We start from the raw sequence: 22,226 nt of genomic DNA on the forward strand, positions 1-22,226 counted from the left end.
CGCGAGTCCGTGAGAGGCTCGCCGGGAAGGGGAGGAACCGGACATGACTGCGGCGCTGATCGGGCGGGCACACCCCGCCTCGACATTGCGCGCGCAGCTCTCGCGCGCCACCGCCAGCCACGGCGGCCTCACCCTGGTCACCGGCGAGGCCGGCATCGGCAAGACCACGCTGGTCAGCGCACTGGCCGACGACGCGCGCGAGGCAGGCGCGCTCGTCCTCGGCGGCACCTGCTGGGAGTCCGGAGCCGCGCCGGGCTATTGGCCATGGGTTCAGGTCATGCGCTCGCTGCGCCGGGAAGCCGCGGCGCACGAATGGGCCGCCGCCAGCTCGCCGACGCTGTCCGCGCTGCTCGGCGAAACTCCCGAACCGCCCGCCGACGACGGGTTCCAGCTGCCCGACGCCGTCACCCGGGCGCTGGTCACGGTGGCCCAAGAGCGTCCGGTGGTCGTCATCCTCGACGATCTGCACTGGGCCGATCCGGCGTCGCTGCGGCTGCTCGAATTCGCGGCCCGGCACACGTGGTTCGAGCGGCTGCTGCTCATCGGCACCTACCGCGACGTCGAGGTGGACGCGCCCAGCCACCCCCTGCACCAGCTGATGCTGCCGCTGCTCGCGAAGGCGACCACGATCACGCTCACCGGCCTCGACGAAACCGGAGTCGCCGAGCTGATGAGCCGCACCGCGGACGCCGATCCGGGTGCGGAACTGGCCGCCGACGTGCACCGGCGAACCGGCGGAAACCCGTTCTTCGTGGAGCAGACCGCGCGGTTGTGGCGCAGCGGGAACCCGGTGTCCACAGTCGCGCCCGGAGTCGCCGACGCACTCCAGCGACGGCTGTCCCTCCTCCCCCGTCCCGTCGCCGATCTGCTCACCAATGCCGCGGTACTCGGCCGGGAATTCTCCCTCCAACTGCTCGCCGCCAGCGCCGGCGCGCCCGTCGCACAAGTCGACCTCCTGCTCTCGCGCGCCGTAGCCGCGCGGCTCGTCCTCGCACTCGGCGAAGGCCGTTTCGCCTTTGCGCACGACCTGGTGCGGGAATCGAGATACGCCGAACTGACCCCCGCCGAAGCGCGACGCCAGCACGCAGCGGTCGTCCGCGCCAGCGAACACACTCCGGCCCTGACCGGGGTCGCCGAACGCGCCCGGCACGCCTATCTCGCCCATACCGACCTCGAACCAAGACACGTCGTCCGACTGCTTCTCGCCGCGGCCAAAGACGCTGGCGCCCGGATGGCCTTCGAGGAATCCATCGCGCACCTGCGCCGAGCCCGTGAACGCGCCGCGGACGAACGCGGCCAAGCCGTCGTCGCGCTGGAATTGGGCACCGCGCTCTGGCGCCTCGAGGAGAAAGACGAGGCCTGGCTCCTCTGCGAGGATGCCGCCGCCCTAGCTCGCCGGCTGGACAACGCGAACCTCCTCGCGCGCGCCGCCCTCACCCTGTCGAAATTCGGCACCAGTGGCGCCCGACGCGAGTTCGCCGCCCAACTCCTCCGCGAAGCACACGAAAAACTTTGCGGCGGCAACGCGGCCGAACCCCTCTCCCTCGACCGCATCCGGATGGAACTGACCGCCCGCGCCACGATCCTCGCCCGGGACGACGAGGACGACGACGCGCTGGCGTTCAGCTTGTGGGCTCGGCACGACGCGATCTGGGGACTGGGCAGCGGTGCCGAACGCGAGCGGCTCACCGATGAACTGACCGCCATCGCCAGGCGCACCAACGATCGCGAGAACGAATTCTTCGCCGCCTCGCTCAAGTGGGTCGCGATGCTGGAACAAGGAGATCCGCGCTACCTGGACCAGTTCCACGTATTCCGGGCAATCGCCGACGAAGGCGTGCCGGCCGCGAAGGTGGCGGAAGCAATCGATCGCAGCATCATCTGCACCTTCCGCGGCCGATTCGCCGAAGCCGACACCGCACTCGCCGAAGCGCTGGCCGCCCCAGAACTGTTCGGCACCAACGACTTCGGCTATCTGCCCGACCAATTGCGCTGGAGCGCACTGCTCGTCCAAGGCCGCTTCGCCGAAGCCGCCGACCTCCCGGCAAAGATGACCGACGCCGGTTTCCCGCACCCCGCCCTGCTGCGCACCCTGACCGCAGCACTCGCGGGCGACGCCGCGACCACCCGGCACGAACTGTCCGAAGCATCCGCGGACGGCCCGTACGCCCGCGCCTTCGCCCCGCTGTGGCTGCGCTGCCAAGCCCAAGCCGCAGTAGTGCTGAAAGACCGCGCCGCAGCGGAACGGCTGCTGCGCGAACTCTCCCCGCACTCCGGAGAATGGCTGGTCTCCCTGTACGGCTGCGAGTTGAGCGGTCCAGTAGACCTGTGGCTAGGCCTGCTCCACAAAACCCTGGGCGACGCCGAAACAGCCGCCGCCCGCTTCGCTTCCGCCGCCCGCTCCGCGGACCGGCTGCGCGCCCGTCCGTGGGCAGTCGAAGCCCGCAATCACCTCGCCAGCACAGTGCAAGACCTGGGCGACACCGACCGCGCAACCGCACTGGCCGACGCCGTCACCGCCGAAGCAGCCGAACTGGGCTTGCAGCACCTCGCCTCCCGCCCCCGTCCAGCACCGTCTGTTCCCGCCAACGAATTCCGCCGAACCGACGCGGTGTGGACCCTGCGCTTCGCCGACCGGGAAGTACGCATGCCGGACGCGAAAGGCCTGCGAGACCTGAACTTCCTGTTGAGCAGGCCAGGAACCGAAACCCCCGCCGCACAACTGCTCTCCCCCGACGGCGGCCCCGAATCAGAAGCCGCCAAAGCCTTCAGCGGCGACCCCGTCCTCGACGACACCGCGAAAGCCGCCTACCGCCGCCGCCTCGACCAACTGGACGAAGCGATCGACACCGCCGCCCTCCGCGGCGACGACGCCAAAGCCGCCGCGTTGGACACCGAACGCGCGGCACTGCTCGACGAACTCCGAACGTCCGCCGGCCTGTCCGGCCGAACCCGCCGCCTAGGCGACGAAACGGAACGCGCGCGCAAAGCCGTGACCGCCCGAATCCGCGACACCCTCCGCAAACTAGGCGACCTCCACCCGGAGCTGGCCGCCCACCTCCGCGACACCATCACGACGGGCTCGTCCTGCAGCTACCAACCGGAGAAGCCCATGACCTGGCGCTTGTAACCGCCCAGCGCGTCCCGGGAGACCAGGCGGACCCCGCGATCACCTCGCGGGGGGCGACGAGCGGTGCCGCGAAATCGGAGGCTTGCCGCCGGACTGGCCGAGCGGGAGTCGGGTTCCTTCGCCCGCCGCAGGTGGAGCGATTGCGGGAACGTTGACGTGTGCGGCGCACGCGCATGGCCAGCAAGCCCAAGCAGCTGCGCACGGAGCTGTCCCACCCGGGGCCCCACGAGGTTTTGCGCGCGGTGAGGGAGCGACGTCGGCACCGTGAGCAAGGCACCCAACGTGCCCCGCCGCGAGCAGAGGTTTGCGACACCCAAAACGCCCGCCGCAGGCAGAGGGTTGAGACGCCCGAGGCACCCGCCGCAGACAGAGATTTGAGACACCCAAGGCACCCGCCCCGGGCTGAGGTTTGGGACGCCCAAGGTGCCCCACCGCAGGCAGAGGTTTGAGACGCCCGAGGCACCCCGCCGCAGGCAGAGGGTTGAGACGCCCAAGGCACCCGCCGCAGACAGAGATTTGAGACACCCAAGGCACCCGCCCCGGGCTGAGGTTTGGGACGCCCAAGGTGCCCCACCGCAGGCAGAGGTTTGAGACGCCCGAGGCACCCGCCGCGGACAGAGGCTTGAGCAGTCAGGCTGAGTGGCCACAGGACCGGGTTGCCGGTGCGCCAAATCGCGCGACAACCGCACGAATGGATCGGCGGCGGCTTACGAGCGAATCCTTAAGAGCGAGTCCTTACTGGCGAGGCAGTGTGTGCCGCCCGCACAGCCCCGGCCGAAACCCGCGCATTCCAAGCGCCGGAGCGTGCTGATGGCTAGGCTGGCCGTCCGCGTCGACGTCGTGGAGGCCGCAGGCTGGTATGGCAGGCACACCGAACCACAACGACTCCGGTTATCTCGGTTCAGCGGGCGGGACCTCGTGCTATCTGGTGCGCACGAACCGTCCGTGGGAGTCCGGCATCGATGCCGTCGCGGTCTCGGTCGGCGGCAGTCTCGGCAGCCTCGGCCGTGCGGTCCGGGACCAGTTTCCGGACGCGGAGTGGGATTCGGTCGACTACGAGGCGATCGTCCCGGAGCGGCCGTTCGTGCTGGACCTCCACGGCACTGGCCGGGGCTCGCTGAGGCTCGCCGTGCTCGTGACGCCGCACGAAGACGGCAGCTTCGGTCTGCCGTCGTTGCCCGCGATCGCCGCTGCCACCGAAACCGGCATTCGGTTCGCCGCGGGCGCGAACTCGAGCGCGCTCGGGTTTCCGCTGCTGGGCACCGGCGATCTCGGGCTCGGGGAAGCGGAGGTCGCCGCAGTCGCGATTCCGGCGGCCGTCCGGGCGCTCCAGGAAACCAGCGGGCTGCGCAGTCTTGTCTTCGTCTGCAACTCCGAACAGACGGAAGACGCGATCCGCACGGCCTGGAAACAGGCAGGGGGCGCGAGGTTCTCCGCGGTCGAGCTGGCGGGCGGCATCTCGAACGACCTGGTCGATCCGACGCTCGGCATCCCGCTCGACCGCGACCGGCTCGGGGTCGCGCCCTACGTGTCGATGCTGGCGACGGTGATCGCCGACCGGAGCACCCTGCCGCCGCTGTCGGTCGGGGTGTTCGGCGAATGGGGGTCCGGCAAGAGCTACTTCATGGGGCTGATGCGGGACGAGGTGGACCGGCTCGCGGGCTCGGGCAATCCGGCTTACTGCGGCGAGATCGTCCAGATCGGGTTCAACGCCTGGCACTACGCCGACCGCAACCTGTGGGCCAGTCTCGGCGACGAGATCTTCCGCCAGCTCGCCGGCCCCGGTCCGAATGCGCAGCAGCGCCGCGACCAGTTGCGCGAGGAACTCGCCAAACGGCTCGATCAGGTCACCGAACTCGAGGACGCGAAGCGCCAGGCGCAGGCGACCGCCGCGAAACTCCAGGCGGACGTCGACCAGGCCGCGCTGAGCCGGAAGGACACGGCGAAGGTCCTGATCCGGTCGTTGGCGGGCAGCCGGGAAGTGTGGCGTCGCCTGGGGATCCAGGACGAGGCCGAGCAGGGTGCGCTGCTGGTCGAGCAGTTGCGCGGCACATTGTCCGAAGCCGAGGCGTTGCGCAGATCGCCGAAGGGGCGGTGGGGCAAAGCAGCGCTGATCGCGTCGGCAGTCATCTTGTTCCTCGGTTTCTTGGTCGCCGCGGCCACGCCGGTCGCGAGGGAATGGCTGGCCGGAGTCGGCGCCGGGTTCGCCGCGGTGGCGGGCACCGGCGTCGTGCTGCTGAGCCGGGCCCGGTCGGGAATCCGGGAGTTGCGCGAGCTCAGCGAGGATCTCCGTCGCGGCGCCAGCCGGGACGCGGGCCGGACGGTCGCGCCTGAGGTCGTCCGGATGCTCGAGGAGATCCGCAGGGCGGAGACCGACCAACGCGTCGCCGAGGCTCAGCTGGAAGAGGTGGTGGCGAGGGTCGGCGAACTCGGCCGGGAGCTGACCGAGCTGACGCCGGGCCGCAATCTTTACGCGTTCCTGGCCGATCGCGCGCACGGCGATTCCTACCGCCGCGATCTCGGGCTGATCTCGACCATCCGCAAGGATTTCGAGCAGCTGGTCGACCTCATGGCCGACTGGCGGGCCAATCCTGGTTCGGGCGGCACCCCGATCGACCGGATCGTGCTGTACATCGACGACCTCGACCGGTGCAGCTCGCGCCAGGTGGTCGAGGTGCTGGAGGCGGTGCACCTGCTGCTCGCCCTGGAACTGTTCGTGGTGGTGGTCGGCGTCGACCCGCGATGGCTGACCCGGTCCTTGCACAGCCACTACGACGGGATGCTCGACGATTCCCTCGACGACGGCAGGCTCGCTTCCCCGGAGGACTATCTCGGGAAGATCCTCAACCTCCCGTTCGTGCTGCCCGCCATGTCCGAGGGGAGCCTGCGCAGTCTGCTGCGCTCGCTGACCGACGACCGGCTGCTGGAGCCGGCGGGCGAGGAGCGGCCGCGGACCGAGCAGATTCCTTCCCCGGAAAGGACATTCCCGGACGTCGTTCCCGAGATCGAGAAAGGGTCCGAAGTAGACAGTCAGAGCCGTCCGGAGCGGGCCGCTGATCCGCCGCGTCCGCTCACGCCCGCGGAGATCGACCTGTTGTCCGAACTGGACATGCTGATCAGCACCCCGCGCGAGGCGAAACGGCTGTTCAACCTGTACCGGATGCTTCGCGCGACCCGGGATCTCTCCGCGGCCTCGCGTTTTCTCGGCGACCCCGCCGAACCCGGCGACTACCAAGCTGTCGTGGCGCTGCTCGGCCTGCTCACCGCGCCGGGTCTCGTGCTCGAAAAGGCGTTGGACACCCTGCCGGACCCGGACCGGTCGATCACCGGCGGCCTCGTCCACCGTTCGCCGGAAGCGACCTGGACCGAGTTCGTGGCGGACTGCGCACCGCGGCGGCACGGCGACGTCTGGCAGAACCCCGTCGCCGGGACGCTCTGCGACAAGGAACTGCGGGACTGGCGTCAGCTGCATCGCGGCCTTGCCCACGTGTCGACCGCGCTGCGCATCGACACTCTTTCCCGGTTCCAGCAATGGGTCCCGGCGGTCCGGCGATTCTCCTACGTCCTCTCCCCCACGACCTGAAGCCACGGCTTGGCCGGGAGGCCGTCCGGCGCGCGGCCGGGCGGCCTCCCGCAGAGCAGAGGTCATTTCCGGTTGTACAGCCGCATTGTCAGCGTCCCGAACACCGCGGTCAGCGCGGCCGCGGCGATCAGCGTCCACATGATGGCGCCGCCGTCCCAGGCTCCGGACATCGTCGAGCGCACCGCGGTCACCAGGTGGCTGATCGGGTTGGCCGAGACGCCGGCCTGGAGCCAGCCGGGCATGGTGGACGGGTCGACGTAGATGTTGCTGAGGAACGTCAGCGGCATGATCACCATCATGCTGACGCCCATCACCGATTTCTCGGACCGCAGCAGCAGCCCGAACATCGTCCACACCCACGACAGCCCGAACGAGAAGACCAGCAGCAGAAGGACTCCCGCGGCCACGCCGCCGATCCCGCCGTCCGGGCGGAAGCCGAGGATCAGGCCGACGACCATGATCACCACGGACGCGATCAGGTACCGCAGCACGTCGCCGAGGAGGTAGCCGACCATCGGGGCGGGCCGCCAGATCGGAAGGGTGCGGAAGCGGTCGAACACGCCCTTCGCGATGTCGGTGTTCACCGCGACGCCGGTGTACATCGTGATCATCACGACGCTCGACGCGAGGATGCCCGGCAGGAAAAACTGCAGGTACTGCGTCGGCGAACCGGCCAGCGCGCCGCCGAACAGGTAGGTGAACATCAACGTCATCATGATCGGGAACGCGGTGACGTCGAACAGCTGCTCCGGCACGTGCTTGATCTTCAGCACGGCCCGCCAGCCGAAGGAGAACGACGCGGACAGCGCGCTCGGCCGCGGCGGCCGTTCGGTGGCGAGCAGGACCGCGGCCAGCTCGTCCGGTTTCGGGGCGGCAAGGTCGAGATCGGGTTCCTTGACGGTGGTCACGCCGCCTCCTCGGTGGCTGTGCGGTCGGTGAGGGCCAGGAAAACCTCGTCGAGACTGGGCTGGCCGAGCGAGAACGTGTCGACGGTGACGCCGGCCTTCGCGAGTTCCGCGAGAGCCCGCGACGCGCGGTCGGCGGCGGCCTCGTGCGCGTCCGACGACAGCCGGGCGGTGATCGCGACGGGGTCGTGATCCAGTTGCACGGTGGCGGAAAGCGCGCGTTCCAGCACTTCGGCGGCGGTCGCGCGCTGGACGGCGTCGCGCAGTCGCAAGTGGACAGCGCCGACTCCGACCGAGGCCTTCAGCTCGCCCTTGGTGCCCTCGGCGATGACGCGGCCGTGGTCGATGACCGCGATCCGCGACGCCAGCTGGTCGGCCTCGTCGAGGTACTGCGTGGTGAGCAGGACGGTGGTGCCCTGCGCGACGATCGCGCGGACGATGTCCCACACCTGGTTGCGGCTGCGCGGGTCGAGGCCGGTGGTCGGCTCGTCGAGGAACAGCAGGTCCGGCGTGTTGAGGATGCTCGCGGCGATGTCGAGCCGCCTGCGCATGCCGCCGGAGTAGTTCTTGACCTGCCGGCGCGCGGCTTCGGTGAGCCCGAACGCCGCGAGCAGCTGAGCCGCCCGATCGCGCGCGGCAGCGCTGCGGTGTCCCAGGAGCCGGCCCAGCAGCACCAGATTCTCTTGCCCTGTCAGGTCTTCGTCGACCGACGCGTACTGGCCGGTGAGGCTCACCCGGCTGCGCACGGCGTCCGCTTCGCGCACCACGTCGCGCCCGAACACCCGCGCTTCGCCGCCGTCCGGGCGGGACAACGTGGCGAGCATCCGGACGGTGGTGGTTTTGCCCGCGCCGTTGGGCCCGAGGACGCCGTACACCGTTCCGGCGGGCACCACGAGGTCGACCCCGTCCACCGCGCGGGTCTCGCCGAACACCTTGACGAGCCCGGAAGTCTCGATCGCCGGTTCCCCGGCTGCGTTGCTCATGTCTGTCCTTTCCCCTCAGTTCCTCATCCGCGATACGGCCGCGCGCGCCGTCCCTCGCGCAGTGCCAGTCCCCACCAGACCAGTTCGTCCAGCAGGGCAGAGGCCGCGTGGCCCGCGGATTCTCCGTGCGGACCCGCGCCGGGGTCGCCGCATTCGTGCTCGAGCAGGTCGAGACACACCGCATCCCGCACCGTCGCCGTGTGCAGTTCGGTGAAGACATCCCGGAGGTGCTCCACCGCGTAGCGGCCGCCCGCGCGGTAGCCGTAGGAGACGAAGCCGACCGGTTTGGCCCGCCATTCCTCGTATGCGCAGTCGATCGCCTGCTTCAGCGACGCCGGGAAGCTACGGTTGTACTCGGGCGTGACCACCACGTACGCCTCGGCCGCCGCGATCCGCTTCGCGAACCCGGCCATGACGGCCGTCGGCTCGGCGGGCAGCCGGGCCGGGATCGCGAACGTCGCGAGGTCGAGCACGTCGAGCACCACCCCGCCGTGCCCGGCGGCCCGCTCGGCGAACCATCGGCCGATCTCGCCGCCGACCCGGCCCTCCCGGGTGCTGGCGACGAGCACGGCTACCCGCAGCTCCTCGTCCACACTCCTTGGGCGCCAGATCGGTGCGCGATGATGCCAGGTTGGATCTAGCGGGGCGTTTTGGCTGGTCAGGGGGCCAGGGAGGGATGGGTGACGGGGTGACGGGAGCCAGCGAGGAGGGGGTGCGAGACGAGATCTGGCACGGCTAACGGCCGGACGGCGCGAGGGCGGGAAAGCCCGGCGGGCCGCCATCCGCGCGACCCACGACCAGACGAAGGGATGCGCGAGATCGGTTGAGCGGGAGTTCCGGCCGGACCGAACACGGGAACCGGCGAGCAATAGCCGGAGGGGATGGCGGGAAGGAAGCGCGAGTTCACGGGTGGCGCGGCTGGTGGCCGAACCACGCGAGCAACAGCGAGACCGGCATGCGCATGGGGATCTGGCAGCAAAGCGAAGCAGAAGAGCAAGAACAACCGACCCAGCACGGCCCGCGAAGAGGCAGTACAGCACCGGGCCAAAATCCCGAAAACCCAACCGCGCTCACGAGCAAAGCAGCAACGCGGATGGAGGCGCTCTCTCGGGAGCGCATCGGCGAGGCGGCGGTAGAACTGCTGGACGCGGCCAACAGTTCCACCGGATTGGTACCCGTGACCGGCGAAGCGTCGTAACAACCCCGCCGGTCACGGAGTCTCACTCTTCCCGCAACGCCAACGCCACCGCGCCCAGCAGCGAAGCGTCCTGGTCGAACCGCGCGGGCACCAGCTCCGGCGGGAACGGCACCGCAGCCGTCAGCCGTTCCCGCAAAGCCGGCAACAACACGTCAGCCGACCGGACCAGCCCACCGCCGACAGCGATCCGCGAAGGGTCGAAGGCGATCGCCAAGTTGGCCACGTGCATGGAAAGCTCGTCCAACGCCGAAGCGACGAGTTCCTTGGCGTCGGTGTTCTCCCGCGCCAAGGCGAACAACTCCCCTGCCGTGACCGGGCGGCCGAGCAGCGCGGTTGCCCGCGTGCCCAGCCACCGGCCTCCGACGGCTTCCTCCAGCGGCGCCGCTCCGCTGGCGAATCCGTCGGTGTCTTGAGGGGTGCGCAGGTTGTACCCGATCTCCCCCGCCGCCCCGTTGGCGCCGGTCAGCAGGCGGCCTCCGACCAGGACCGCGGCGGCGATGCCGGTGCCAAGGGACAGGAAAACCGCCGGGTCGGCGCCCTTCAAGGTGCCCCAGGTCCATTCCGCCAGCGCAGCGGCTTTCGCGTCCGTGCCCACGGTCACCGGAACAGCGGGGAAGGCCGCTGACACCAGCTCGGCCAGGCGGAGTTCTTCCCAACCGGGCACGTTCGGGGCCAGCAGGATCCGGTCCGGCAGCACGATTCCCGGGCTCACCACCCCGATCGCGGCGATCCGGGCGCCGGAAACCAGCTCGGCCGCGGCGGCCAGCGCCCGGGCGACCACCTGTTCGGCGCCCGCTTCGGCGTCGGTGTCCAGGCGGCGGGTCGCCCGCAGCGTGCCGGTCCGGTCGGACAGCCCCAGCGCCACTTTCGTGCCGCCGAAGTCGATGCCCAGGATCAGGTCTTCCGATGTCACTCGCGGGTCCCCTCGATGACCGGCGGGACAGCGCCCTGGCTGTCCCGGTGCGGACCGGCCGGCACCACGACCCGGCCGGTGTTGAACCCGTCGACGCTGACGGTCGGTCGGGCGCCGTGGAGGTCGGCGGCCCGGTAGCGGACGGTCAGCGTCTGCGACTGGCCCGGCCACAACGTGATGTCGTTGTCGTCCCAGGTCGCGGCTGGCAGCTGGGACCCGTCGGTGGAGCGGCGCACGTCCGCGCGCAGGAAGAAACTCGCCGCGGCGGTCTTGGACGTGTTGGTGACCGTGACCGTCGTCGCGGTGTCCATGCCGTCCGGGCCACGTGAGGGGCGCGTCGACGCCGTCACGCCGACCTGCGACTTCGGCAGGTCGCGCAGCGCGGTCAAATCGCTGTACTGGCTCATCGTCGCCTGCGGATTCTGCAGCGTCTTCGCCCAGTCCACGACGTCCTTCTGCGTCGACATCCAGTAGACGTTCCGGTCCACGACCTTCCCGGCTTGGCGCACCTGCAGTTCCACGAAATACACCTGCGCCTTCGCCGGAGCCTTCGTCTCCGCCGGGACCTTGGGCTTCAGCAATCCGGTCGCGACGCCCTGGCTGTCCAGCGAAACCGCCGGAGCGGTCTGGTCGTCGAGAACCTTGCCCGCGGTGTCGTACACCTTGGCCTGCACGGAAATCCCGTTCTGCCGTGCGGCACCCAGATTGGACAGCGCGACCGTGCCGGTGTCGTAGGCATACAGCGCGTGCAGCGGCTTATTCGCCTTCTGCGCACCGAAATACGCGCCCGGCTGGTCGCCGTCGTTGTTGTACAGCGACCACAGCAGCGTCGGCCAGCCCTTGTTCAGCTGCCAGTACACCACGCCGGTCGACGGGTTCTTCTTGTCGTTGGCGTGCGCGAGGAACGCCTCGAACTGGGAGCGGGTGTTCTCGTAGTTCGCGATCTGCGCGGACTCCACATAGGACTCCAGCGAATCCCACTTCCCGTACCGGCGGGCGATCGATTCGTCCAAGGTGTACAGCGTGCCGAACTTGTAGCCGCCGTGCCCGGATTCGTAATTCGCGTGGTACTGGTTGTACGCCGGGTCCTGCCAGAGTTTCGCCTGTTCCTCCGGCGACAGGAACCGCCGGATCGAATCCAGCGTCGGCACGGTGTGCCCGGCGCTCTGCTCGCTGGCGAAACCCCAGGCGCCGCCCGCGTTCGTACGGCTCGGGTCTGTCTTGTCGAAGGTCGACGAGTCGTACCAGTAGGTCGGCGGGACCCAGTCGTAAGGGCCTTCCTTCTCCCCCGACGGGCCGAGCGTCTTGGTGCTCTTGTACTCCGCCGACGCGATGACCGGCACGTCCCAGTCGGCTGCCTTGAACGCGCTCAGCGTCTCGGTTTCCTGCCGCGGGATCGGCTCGTTGTCGCTCCAGCCGTAGGTGATCACGCTGGGGTGGCTGCGTTCGCGCTGCGCGATCGAGTACGCGGAATCGTGCATGATCCGGTAGTCGCGGTCGGTCAGTTTCTCCGGATGTTCCGGCTGCCAAGCGTCGCAGCAGAGGAATCCGCCGAGCACCAGCAGTCCGGCGCGGTCGGCCTGGTCGTAGAAGTCCGCGGGCATGTCGTGGCCTTCGAGCCGGACGCCGGACAGGCCCAGGTTCTTGATCAGCGCGATCTGGTGCGCGATGTCGGCCTTGTCGTAGCGCAGGAACAGGTCCGGCGCGAAACCGCCGCCGCGGAACACGAAGTCGCGACCGTTGACCGCGAATTTCCGCGCGCCGTCCGGCAGCGCCGGGGACTTGCCGATCAGCTTCGACGTCACCGTCCGGATCCCGAACGTCTCCGACGTCGACGTCGAAACCACGCCGCCCTGCGAAACTGTCGTACCCAAGGTGTACAACGGCTGTGCACCCATCGAGTACGGCCACCACACTTGCGGCTTGACGATCTTCAACTGCGGGAACTTCGCGGGCGTGAACGTCACGGTTTGCTTCGCATGCGCGGGAATCGTGACGTTCTGCTTCACCACGATCGGCGCGCCGCGGCCCGGCGGCGTGACCGTCGCGGCGACCTCGCCGGTCTGCGGCGTGCCCGCGTCATTGGTGACGTCGACCTTCGCGGTCAGCGAAGACGTCGACAGATCCGCCGCGTTGTCCTGCACGACGTGCGCGTTGTCGCCGCTCAGCGCGTCCGACAGCTGCAGCGTCGGCGGGTACTGCAAGCCCGTGTTGTTGTCCGGCACGATCTGCGCCCAGTCGGCCTGGTCGAGCGTGTACATCGAGTTCGGATCGTTCGGGTACATCTTGACCGCGAGCGTGTTCTTGCCCGGCCGCAGGAGTTTCGTGACGTCGAAGGTGTGGCCCGCGTACGCGCCGCTCACCACGTCCTTGCCCGCGACGAGCGTCCCGTTCACCCACACGTCGCCCTCGCCGACGACGCCGGGGATGGTCAGCTTCGCGTTCTTGCCCGGACGGAAACCGGGGTCGAAATCGGTGCGGAACCACCACGGGTCCTGGAACTGCTTTGTGGTGACCGGCCCGCGCTTCGCCTGGTAGCCGAAGCATTTGCGCATGTTGTCGGAGTAATACGCATTCGGGCACTTGCCGTTTTGCACCAGCGCGGCGATCTCGGTGCCCGGCGCGCCCGCGTCGTCCGGCTTCACCTTCAGCCAGCCGTGCGTCGGGTAGCCGGGCTTCGACACCGCCGGGCCGCCGTCCTTGACCTGCGCGGTCGTCAGCACCTGCCACCCGCCGAGGCCGATCGTCGACTGGCCCGGCGGACGGGAAGCCGACGCCGTTTCCGGCTGCTGCGCGGAAGCGGTGGTCGACACGAGACCGGGGACAAGGACCAGCGCGGCGATCCCGGCGATCAGCGGTTTCCTCACGACTCCACCCCCGCGGGCTGGGACGCGAACGTCTCGCGGATTTCCTTGGGACCGAACGGCCACACCTTTTCCTTTGCGGCATACAGCGCGAAGGCGATGAGCCCCAGGACAATCCAGGCTGCCGTCAGCCACTTCGAGAGCGCGGTCGCGGAATAGAAGACGTAAACCCACCCGAGCGCCGCGATGATCGTCGGCACCGGATACAGCACCTGCCGGTAGGGCCGCTTGAGATGCGGCTGCCGACGACGCAGCGCCCAGATCGCCGCCACCTGCGCTAGAGACTGGATGATCACCAGCACGGTCACCGCCGCGTTGATCACGTCGGTCAAGGTGAACAGCGAACCGATCGCGGTGATCGCGCCCATCGCGAGCACGCCCGCGGTCGGGAGGTTCAGCTTCGGGTGCAGTTTGCCGAACACCGGCAGGAACACCTTGTCGCGCGCGGCTTCGAACGGCACCCGGGACCCGCCGAGCAGACCGGCGAACACCGAACCGACCGCGGCGATCACGATGAAGACGGTGACGATCTTGGCGGCCGCCGAACCCCACGCCTGCTCCAGCACCGACGACGCCACCGACGTCGCGTTCTTGATCGACTCCAGCGGCTGCGAGCCGAGAACGCCGACCTGAAGCAGGAAGTAGAGCGCCATGATGCCGAGGATCGAGAAGATGATCGAGCGCGGGAGCGTGCGGCCCGGATTGCGGACCTCGCCGCCGAGGTACGCGCTCGTGTTGTAGCCGAGGTAGTCGTAGACCGCGATGATCAGGCCCGCGCCGAGGCCGGACCAGAACGCGCCGCCCCAGCCGAAGGCTCCCGGGGTGAAGGCGAACGCCTGGTGCGCGTCGAAGTGCGAGAAGGCCGCGATGATCACCGCCAAGACGGCGAACAGCATGATCAGGAACAGTGCGGTGGTGAGCTTGCTGATCTGGCCGATCCGGCGGAACAGCGCCAGCACGATCAGCACGACGAGGCCGATGCCGATGACCTTGCCCAGCGGGGTGACGCCGCCCGCGTCGGTCACGCCCGGCACGAGATAGCCCAGGTACTGGACCAGCCCGATGATGCCGGTGGACATGATGAGCGGGATGAACAGCACCGCGCTCCAGGCGAAGAGGAACGGCATCAGCCGCCCGGAGCGGTACTGGAACGCTTCGCGCAGGTAGATGTAGGTCCCGCCGGCCCCGGGCAGCGCGGCGCCCAGTTCGGCCCACACCAGCCCGTCGGCGAGCGCGATGATCGCGCCGATGATCCAGCCGAACATCGCTTGCGGGCCGCCCATGGTCGCGACCATCGCGGGGATGGTGACGAACGGGCCGATCCCGCACATCTGCGTCATGTTGATCGCGGTCGCCTGCAGCGGCCCGATCCGGCGTTCGAGACCGTTCCCCGGAAGGGTCGCGGAGTCCCCCGGGCGGGTGGGTGAGCTCACGTCGTGCCTCCATCCAATAGTTAGTAAAGCTTCTTAACATAAGATGAACGGGGTGCGGAAGGGCTGCGTCCGGAAAGTTGCCGAAACCGGTGCGGGAGTGGGAGAAGGGGACGGTGGGGCGCGGGCTCGACGGAGGGGGCGATTCCCGGCGGGAGCGCGCGTTCCGGCCGGACGGTGCCGATGGCCGGGAAGCGCCGAACCCCCGACCGTTTCCGGCAAAGCGCGGCAACCTGCGCGGACGGGCGGAAAACCGGCTGACGAGGCACCCGTCCGGCTGCGAGACTGCTCCCGTCGTCCACCTGGCCGGGAGCGTTCGCCTGATGTCCCAACCGATCTTGCACACCGAACGGATCCGGCTGGTCCCGTTGTCCGCCGGACATCTCGAGCACCTGGTCGAGCTCTCCGCCGACCCGGAAGTGATGCGCTATCTGGCCGGGGCGCAGACCCGGGAGCAGTCCGCCGACGAGCTCCGGAAAACCCTCGCATACGCCGGTCACGGGATCGGTTGCTGGACCGGCTTCGTCGATGCCGCTTTCGCAGGTTTCTGGTCCCTGCGCCCCGGCGAATCCCCGGGCGAGGCGGAGCTGGGTTACCGGATGCTTCGCGGGTTTTGGCGTAAAGGACTCGGCAAGGAGGGAGCGCGGGAGATGCTCCGGCACGGGTTCCGCGACGTCGGGCTCGACCGCATCTACGCCAGGACGGCAGCGCTCAACACAGTCTCCCAGGCGACGATGGCCTCCATCGGGCTCCGGCACGTGCGCGACTTCGTCGCCGACCCCGAGTACTTCGCGCCGGGCGACGACCTGCACGCGGTCGAGTACGCCGTCGGCCGCGAAGAGTGGCTGGCGCGGGGCTAGCGTGTTCGCCTGATGTCCCAACCGATCTTGCGCACAGAACGCCTCCGGCTGGTCCCGCTGTCCGCCGGACACCTCGAGCACCAGGTCGAACTCTCCGCCGACCCGGAGGTAATGCGTTATCTGGGCGGCGTGCTGACCCGGGAGCAGTCGGCGGAAGCGCTCCGGAAACTGCTCGCGGACACCACTCCGGGCCTGGGTTGCTGGGCCGGTTTCCTCGAAGCCGATTTCGCCGGTTACTGGGCCCTGCGGCCCGCCAGCGCACCAGGACAGGCTGAACTCGGGTACCGCCTGCTTCGCAGACATTGGCGCAAAGGCCTCGCCAAGGAAGGCTCGCTCGAACTGCTCCGGTACGGATTCCGCGAACTCGGCCTCGACCGCGTCTTCGCCGGTACCGCAGTGGGCAACAAAGCCGCTCAGGCGACGATGGCCGCGATCGGTCTCCGGCACATCCGCGACTTCGTCTCCGACGACCCTGTCTGCTTCGCGCCAGGCGACGATCGGCACGCCGTCGAGTACGCCCTTCGCCGCGAAGAGTGACTGGCGCAGAACTAGCGGAAACACGTTCACTCCGGCGCGCCGCGGAGGCGGATGGCACCGCGCCCCCGCGACCCCATATCGTTGCGCGAGCAGCCGTCCGGAGGTGGAACCCGAACCGTGCCCGACTACTACGCGGTACTCGGCGTGGGCAAAGCCGCGTCCCCCACGGAGATCAAGGCCGCTTACCGCCGGCTGGCCAAGACGCTGCACCCGGACGCGGGCGGCACGGTCGGCACCTTCCAGCTGTTGCGCGAGGCCTACGACACCCTCGCCGACCCCAACGAACGCGCTCGGTACGACGCCGGAGTCCCGGCCGCGTCGGTGCCCAAACCCCGGCCCCGGCGGCGATTCGGCGAGCAGCCCGGCTACCGCCCGGAAGCACCGGACATCGATCCGGAAAGCCTCGAGTGGTGGTCTTTCGCCGCGGCCGACCCGCGCATGCGGCACGGGCGGCGGCGCGGGCCAGGGCATACGCCGGTCGTCGCGGCGGTCGCCGGCGCCGTGCTGGTCCTGTTGCCGCTGCTGTCCGGGATCGACTTCACGCCGCCGGTGCTGATCGTCTGGCTCGCGCTCACCGCGGGCACCGCGCTGCTCGTGCACCGGCTCGCCCGCGGCTTTTTGTCCGCCCGCCGCGCCCGGCACGAGTTCGCCGAGGAATTCGGCGGCGGCGCGGTGTTCGGCTCCCCCGGCGCGGAGGCTGACGAACTGGCCGAACAGCTCACCGCCGACCTGCTGGAGCGGTATCTGACCCGGCTCCCCGGCGCGCGCATCTTCCACGGTCTCGCGTGGCCCGGTTCGGTGTTCGCCGACGTAGACCACGCGGTGCTGTGCGGGAAACGCCTGGTGCTGGTCGAATCGAAGCTGTGGCTGCCCGGGCATTACGAAACCGCGGAGGACGGACGGCTGCTGCGCAACGGCCGCCCGTTCCGCGGCGGCGGCACCCAGCTGGAAGAAAGCCTGGAGCGCTACCGCGAACTGCTGCCCGGCGTCGCGCTGCGCGGCGCGATGATCGTGTACCCCAGCCGGGACGGCGAGGTCACCACCGCCGAACCGGACGGCGAACCCGGGCCGCCGATGACGCCGGAGCAGTTCCTGCACGAGATCGGCGGCTGGCTGTCCGCCGAACCGTCCACTGTGGACCACAACGCGCTGCGCACGGTGCGCGCGCAGGTCACCGGGTCCGGCCGGGCGGCCTGACTCACCGGGGACATATCCGGCACGTGTCAGTCTGAGTACATGTCAACCTTGTCGGCAGGCCGCCGCCCCGCGCTGGCCGGGATCGCCGCGCTCGCTCTCGGCGCCGTGCTGATGCTGCTGTTGCAGGTGGTGCCGCCGACCGACGAGATCAGCGCGACCTGGCGGACCATCAGCGAATACGGGCTGTCAGACCACAAATGGGTGTTCGACCTGGCTGTGGTGCTGGTCGCGGCCGGTTCGGCGGTCGCGTTCGCCGTGCTGCGGCGGCAAGGACGGCTGCCAGGCCTCGCGGCAGTATTCGGAGCGTTCTGGACGGCCGGGTTGCTGGTGATCGTCGCGTTCCCGAAGACCGACTGGGCCAATGCGGCCGCGACCGGCGCGGGTGGCACGCTGCACCGGATCGCCAGCGTCGTCGCCTTCGTCTGTCTTCCGCTCGCAGTGCTCGTCTCGGCGCGCACGGTCTTCCCGGACTTGCCGCTCCGCCGGTTCCTCGCCCGCGCGCTCGCCGTGGCGTCGCTCGCGTGGTTCGCGGTGATTCTCGGCGCGGTCGCCGTCGCCGCGTTGACCGACCAGCACTGGTGGCTGCTCATCCCGCTGGGCCTCGTCGAACGCGGGATGGCGCTCACCGAACTTGTCGCGCTGGCCGCGCTCGCCGCCCCGGCTCGGCAAGCGACCCCCGCCCCCGAACCAGCATCCGGACAGTGAGCACCGCGCCGACGGCCAACGCACTCAGCACATAAGCGTTCCCGAACACCGTCTCCACCGGATTCCAGGACAGCTCCCGGTGCCCGCCCTCGGGAACCACGGCCAGCGCGACGCCGCTGAAAACTGCTACGGCACACACCAGCGCAGCCCGCCTGGTCGCGAGAAAACCGACTAGCGGCACTGCCCAAATCCAGTGGTGCGTCCACGAAAGCGGGCTCACCAGCAGCCCGCACCCCGCCGTCACGAGCAGCGCGGCCCGCGGATCGCCGCGCCGGTGGAAGTCGCGGACCAACAGCGCGCCCGCCAGCAGGCACAGCGCGGCCGCCGCCGCGTACCAGCCGAGCGAGGTCGCGCCGAACCTCGCGAACATCCCGTGCAGGGACTGGTCGAGCACCCAGTCGACGGTTCCGGCGTTGCGGTTGTCCAGCACGGCCGAGGTCCAGTACCGGATCGAATCCCCCGGCAGGATCAGCGCCCCGGCCGCGCTCGCCCCGACGAAGGTCGCCAGCGCGCGCCACGCGTCGGCGCGGCGGCCGGTCAGGAACAGGTGCGGGACGAAGATCAGCGGCGTCAGCTTCACCGCCGCGGCCAGCCCGATCAGCACCCCGCCGGATTTGCGGTCGCGGGCGGGCAGCGCGTCCAGCACCGCCAAGGCCATCAGCACGCCGTTGATCTGGCCCAGCGAAATCATCCGCCACACGGGTTCCAGCGCCGGCAGGAGACAGAGCGTCAGCAGCGGCCGATCGCGGGCGAACCGGCGCGACACCGACCACAGCGCGAGCACCGAGCCGACCGCGAGCAGCAACCACGCGAATTGCGCCGGGAGCGCGGCCAGCGGCAGGAACAGCAACGCCGCGCTCGGCGGGTACGTGAAAGGCAGTTCCAGCGCGGATTTCGGGTCGAGCGCGAGCAAGGGCTCGTAAAGCGGTTGTCCGCGCAGCACAGCCAGCGCACCGGCGCGGTACACCGCGCTGTCCACCCCGAGCGGTGCGCCGCCGAGCCAGCGGACGACGGCGATCCCGGCCAGGACGGCGACTGCCAGCCCGAGGACAATCTTTTTCTCTTGGCGCACAAGGGAAAGCTAGGGAGACCAGCGCCTCGGAATCGTCGGTCCGCGGAGCCGTCTTCGGCTGCTTCCCCGGTAGCGTCTCCCGTGCCGCGTGCTACCGGCGTATCACCGGCCCGGCACCACGAACTTCGCCTCGTAGGCCAGTACCACCGCCTGCGCGCGGTCGCGGACGCCGAGCTTGCCCAGCACCCGGCTGACGTGCGTCTTGGCGGTCTGCTCCGCGATCACCAGCTGCGCGGCGATGTCCGCGTTGGACAACCCGCGCGCGATCAGCCGCAGCACCTCGAGTTCGCGCGCGGTCAGCTCGGACAGCCTGCCGACGTCCTGGGCCGGCGGCCGCGTCCCGGCGAACCCCTCGATCACCCGGCGGGTGACCGCCGGCGCGAACAGCGCGTTGCCCGCGGCCACCATCCGGACCGCGACGACCAGATCGTCCAGCGGGGAGTCCTTCAGCAGGAACCCGCTGGCACCGGCGCTGAGCGCGCCGTAGACGTACTCGTCGGCGTCGAACGTGGTCAGCACGAGCACGCGCGGCCCCGCGTCCCGGCCGTCGCCGAGGATGAGCCGGGTGGCGGCCAGCCCGTCGAGGTCCGGCATCCGGATGTCCATCAGCACCAGGTCCGGGCGCAGCTCACGGCACGCGGCCACCGCTTCGGTCCCGGTGGCGGCCTCGCCGGTCACTTCGATGTCCGGCTGTGCGTCCAGCACCGCGCGAAAGCTCTGCCGGACCATGGTCTGGTCGTCGGCGATCACCACCGTCACCGCCATGGCTGTCCCCCTAGTCCAGCGGGACGGTCACGACGACCTCGAACCCGCCGCCGTCCCGTCGTCCCGCGGAGAACGTACCGCCGAGCGCCGCCGCCCGTTCCCGCATCCCGAGCAGTCCGTGCTTCGCCCGGCCCGCCGTGTCCTCCGGAGCGCTCGCGACGGCGCCGGTGTCCCGCACGGCGAGCCGCAGCAATCCCGGAGCGACGTGCACGAACACCTCGACCGGTGCGCCGGGGGCGTGCCGCACCGCGTTGCTGAGCCCTTCCTGGACGATCCGGTACGCCGACAAGCCGACGCCCTCGGGCAGGCCGCGACAATCGCCGCGCAGGTCGAACCGCACGTCGGTGCCGGCCGAGCGGACGCGTTCCACCAGCTGCCCGATCTGCTCGGCTCCGGGCTGGGGCTCGGTCTCCTGACCGGCCTGCCCGGCGCGCAGCAAACCGAGCAGCCTGCGCATTTCGGTCATCCCGTTGCGGGCGGTGTCCTGGATCGACTGGAATTCCTCGCGCAGCCCGTCGTCGAGCCCGGGGAACCGGTAGCGGGCGGAATCCGCGCGCATCGCCAGCACCGACATGTGGTGCGCGACCACGTCGTGCAGCTCGCGGGCGATCCGGGCCCGTTCCTCCAGCACCGCCCGGCGGGTGGACTCCGCCTCCAGATCGCGTTCGGCGCCGCGCAGCCGCGAAACCAGCCAGCCGAACGCCAGTGGCACCGCGAGCAGCACGGAGATCACGACCAGCTCGCCGCGCACGTTCGCCAGCAGGGCGCTGACCCCGGTGGAGATCAGCCAGACCCACGCCAGCACGCCCGGCCGGTGGTTGCGGCCGACCGCGGCGAGCACCGGGATCGCCGCGAACGCGAGGCCCTCGCTCCACGGCCAGCCGAACCGGGCGTGGATCCCGTAAAGCTGGTCCGCGCAGCCCACGACGACGATCAGCACCCGCCAGGACCACAGCGGACGGACCAGGGTCAGCCCGACGGCGAACATGGTCAGCGCCGCCGCCAGCACCCGCGTGCCCTCGTTCGCGCGGTCGGCGGGAAAGAACGCGAGCACTCCGGCGACGACCGCCGCGAACCCGATCAGGGCCTGGTGCGCCCGGCCGGGCGCGACCGCCGGACCGCCGCCTCCGACGACCGTCTCCCGCAGCGCGCGCCCCGCCGCCGCGAGAGGCGCGCTCGTGATCTTCATCGGGGGCGACCCTACTCGCCGGGACCGACATTCCGGCCGCACGCGGCGAACCGCCCTTCCGAGGTCTCGCGAAATTCTCGTACTAAGCGTACGCTTAGCGCCGCTGCCGAACGCTTTCTCGACGATGAGGAGATCCCCCGTGACCGCTTCCCGTGTGGCCATCGTGACCGGAGCCGGCCGTGGCATCGGCGCGGCCGTAGCCCGCCGCCTCGCTTCCGACGGGTTCGCCGTCGGCCTGCTGGACCTCGACGAGGCCGGGGTCAAGCAGGGGGCGGAGGCGATCGTCGCCGACGGCGGCCGCGCGGTCGGCGTCGCGCTGGACGTCAGCGACGCCGGGCAGGTCGAGGCCGCGGTGACCCGCGTGGCCGAGGAACTCGGCGCGCCGACCGTGCTGATCAACAACGCCGGCATCACCCGCGACAACCTGCTGTTCAAGATGACCGAACAGGACTGGGACTCGGTGCTGAACGTGCACCTGCGCGGTTCGTTCCTGATGACCCGCGAGGTGCAGAAGTACCAGACGCAGGAGAAGTGGGGCCGGATCGTCAACCTGTCCAGCACCTCCGCGCTGGGCAACCGCGGTCAGGTCAACTACTCCGCGGCCAAGGCGGGCATGCAGGGCTTCACCAAGACGCTGGCGATCGAACTGGGCAAGTTCGGCGTCACCGCCAACGCGATCGCGCCCGGGTTCATCGCCACCGACATGACCGCGGCGACCGCCGAGCGCGTCGGCATGAGCTTCGAGGACTTCAAGGCCGCGGCCGCCTCGCAGATCCCGGTGCAGCGCGTCGGCACGCCCGAGGACATCGCGAACGTGGCGTCGTTCCTGGTCAGCGAGGGCGCGGGATTCGTGTCCGGCCAGGTCATTTACGTCGCCGGCGGACCGAAGGACTGA

17 protein-coding genes are annotated in these 22,226 nt (G+C 69.9%); 8 read left to right on the top strand and 9 right to left on the bottom strand.

All coding sequences use genetic code 11. The annotated features are described in order from the left end of the window. Window positions 1–43: 43 nt before the first annotated feature. Both ACZ7OI_RS33535 and ACZ7OI_RS33540 read left to right on the top strand, forming a co-directional pair. Window positions 44–3,130 carry an ATP-binding protein gene (locus ACZ7OI_RS33535; RefSeq protein ID WP_470268100.1) on the top strand — a complete coding sequence of 1,029 codons (3,087 nt, stop codon included), beginning with the start codon at window positions 44–46 and terminating at the stop codon, window positions 3,128–3,130. A gap of 859 nt (window positions 3,131–3,989) precedes the next feature. Beyond that, entirely contained in the window at window positions 3,990–6,713 is a 2,724-nt protein-coding gene (locus ACZ7OI_RS33540; protein ID WP_470268101.1) for a P-loop NTPase fold protein, read from the top strand. Window positions 6,714–6,775: 62 nt separating this feature from the next. On the opposite strand, the gene ACZ7OI_RS33545 is transcribed toward ACZ7OI_RS33540, so the two are convergent. The 3 genes from ACZ7OI_RS33545 to ACZ7OI_RS33555 are packed head-to-tail and all read right to left on the bottom strand — an operon-like array spanning window position 6,776 to window position 9,194. Further along, window positions 6,776–7,621: an ABC transporter permease gene (locus ACZ7OI_RS33545; protein ID WP_470268102.1), complete on the bottom strand. Its 846-nt coding sequence runs from the start codon at window positions 7,619–7,621 to the stop codon at window positions 6,776–6,778. Beyond that, on the bottom strand, window positions 7,618–8,601 hold the full coding sequence (locus tag ACZ7OI_RS33550; RefSeq protein WP_470268103.1) for an ATP-binding cassette domain-containing protein: 984 nt from the start codon (window positions 8,599–8,601) through the stop codon (window positions 7,618–7,620). The genes ACZ7OI_RS33545 and ACZ7OI_RS33550 overlap by 4 nt, the downstream gene beginning before the upstream one ends. A 23-nt stretch (window positions 8,602–8,624) precedes the next feature. Then, the gene (locus ACZ7OI_RS33555; RefSeq protein ID WP_470268104.1) at window positions 8,625–9,194 is read right to left on the bottom strand and encodes an NADPH-dependent FMN reductase; all 570 of its coding nucleotides are present in this window, start codon (window positions 9,192–9,194) and stop codon (window positions 8,625–8,627) included. A 362-nt stretch (window positions 9,195–9,556) separates the two neighbouring features. Here ACZ7OI_RS33555 and ACZ7OI_RS33560 point away from each other — a divergent pair, with 362 nt between their 5' ends. Continuing rightward, entirely contained in the window at window positions 9,557–9,799 is a 243-nt protein-coding gene (locus ACZ7OI_RS33560; protein ID WP_470268105.1) for a hypothetical protein, read from the top strand. Between the two features lie 22 nt (window positions 9,800–9,821). Here ACZ7OI_RS33560 and ACZ7OI_RS33565 read toward each other — a convergent pair whose 3' ends face one another. Genes ACZ7OI_RS33565 through ACZ7OI_RS33575 form a run of 3 tightly spaced genes read right to left on the bottom strand, consistent with a single transcriptional unit; the run spans window position 9,822 to window position 15,009 of the window. After that, a complete protein-coding gene (locus ACZ7OI_RS33565; protein ID WP_470268106.1) occupies window positions 9,822–10,712 on the bottom strand; it encodes an ROK family protein in 891 nt (296 codons plus the stop codon). Next, a complete protein-coding gene (locus tag ACZ7OI_RS33570) occupies window positions 10,709–13,579 on the bottom strand; it encodes a glycoside hydrolase family 2 protein (protein WP_470268107.1) in 2,871 nt (956 codons plus the stop codon). The genes ACZ7OI_RS33565 and ACZ7OI_RS33570 overlap by 4 nt, the downstream gene beginning before the upstream one ends. Next, window positions 13,576–15,009 (bottom strand): APC family permease, encoded by a 1,434-nt coding sequence (locus ACZ7OI_RS33575; protein WP_470268108.1) that lies wholly within the window; start codon window positions 15,007–15,009, stop codon window positions 13,576–13,578. The genes ACZ7OI_RS33570 and ACZ7OI_RS33575 overlap by 4 nt, the downstream gene beginning before the upstream one ends. 320 nt (window positions 15,010–15,329) lie before the next feature. Between ACZ7OI_RS33575 and ACZ7OI_RS33580 the strand changes: the two genes are divergently transcribed. From ACZ7OI_RS33580 to ACZ7OI_RS33595, 4 genes are all read left to right on the top strand, one after another. Beyond that, window positions 15,330–15,866: a GNAT family N-acetyltransferase gene (locus ACZ7OI_RS33580; protein WP_470268109.1), complete on the top strand. Its 537-nt coding sequence runs from the start codon at window positions 15,330–15,332 to the stop codon at window positions 15,864–15,866. A gap of 12 nt (window positions 15,867–15,878) precedes the next feature. Continuing rightward, on the top strand, window positions 15,879–16,403 hold the full coding sequence (locus tag ACZ7OI_RS33585) for a GNAT family N-acetyltransferase (protein WP_470268110.1): 525 nt from the start codon (window positions 15,879–15,881) through the stop codon (window positions 16,401–16,403). A 117-nt stretch (window positions 16,404–16,520) separates the two neighbouring features. Continuing rightward, entirely contained in the window at window positions 16,521–17,600 is a 1,080-nt protein-coding gene (locus ACZ7OI_RS33590; protein ID WP_470268111.1) for a J domain-containing protein, read from the top strand. Between the two features lie 39 nt (window positions 17,601–17,639). Continuing rightward, entirely contained in the window at window positions 17,640–18,305 is a 666-nt protein-coding gene (locus ACZ7OI_RS33595; RefSeq protein ID WP_470268112.1) for a DUF998 domain-containing protein, read from the top strand. Here the strand turns inward: ACZ7OI_RS33595 and ACZ7OI_RS33600 are convergent. The 3 genes from ACZ7OI_RS33600 to ACZ7OI_RS33610 form a co-directional block, all read right to left on the bottom strand. After that, window positions 18,223–19,377, bottom strand: coding sequence for a glycosyltransferase 87 family protein (locus ACZ7OI_RS33600; protein WP_470268113.1), 1,155 nt, complete (start codon window positions 19,375–19,377; stop codon window positions 18,223–18,225). The two genes, ACZ7OI_RS33595 and ACZ7OI_RS33600, sit on opposite strands and share 83 nt — an antisense overlap. A gap of 102 nt (window positions 19,378–19,479) precedes the next feature. After that, a complete protein-coding gene (locus tag ACZ7OI_RS33605) occupies window positions 19,480–20,142 on the bottom strand; it encodes a response regulator (RefSeq protein WP_470268114.1) in 663 nt (220 codons plus the stop codon). Between the two features lie 10 nt (window positions 20,143–20,152). Beyond that, window positions 20,153–21,331, bottom strand: a complete 1,179-nt coding sequence (locus ACZ7OI_RS33610) for a sensor histidine kinase (RefSeq protein ID WP_470268115.1) — start codon at window positions 21,329–21,331, stop codon at window positions 20,153–20,155. Between the two features lie 124 nt (window positions 21,332–21,455). Here ACZ7OI_RS33610 and fabG point away from each other — a divergent pair, with 124 nt between their 5' ends. After that, window positions 21,456–22,226, top strand: a complete 771-nt coding sequence (fabG, locus tag ACZ7OI_RS33615; RefSeq protein WP_116203018.1) for a 3-oxoacyl-ACP reductase FabG — start codon at window positions 21,456–21,458, stop codon at window positions 22,224–22,226.

It is taken from the genome of Amycolatopsis sp. NPDC114503 (assembly GCF_055633655.1).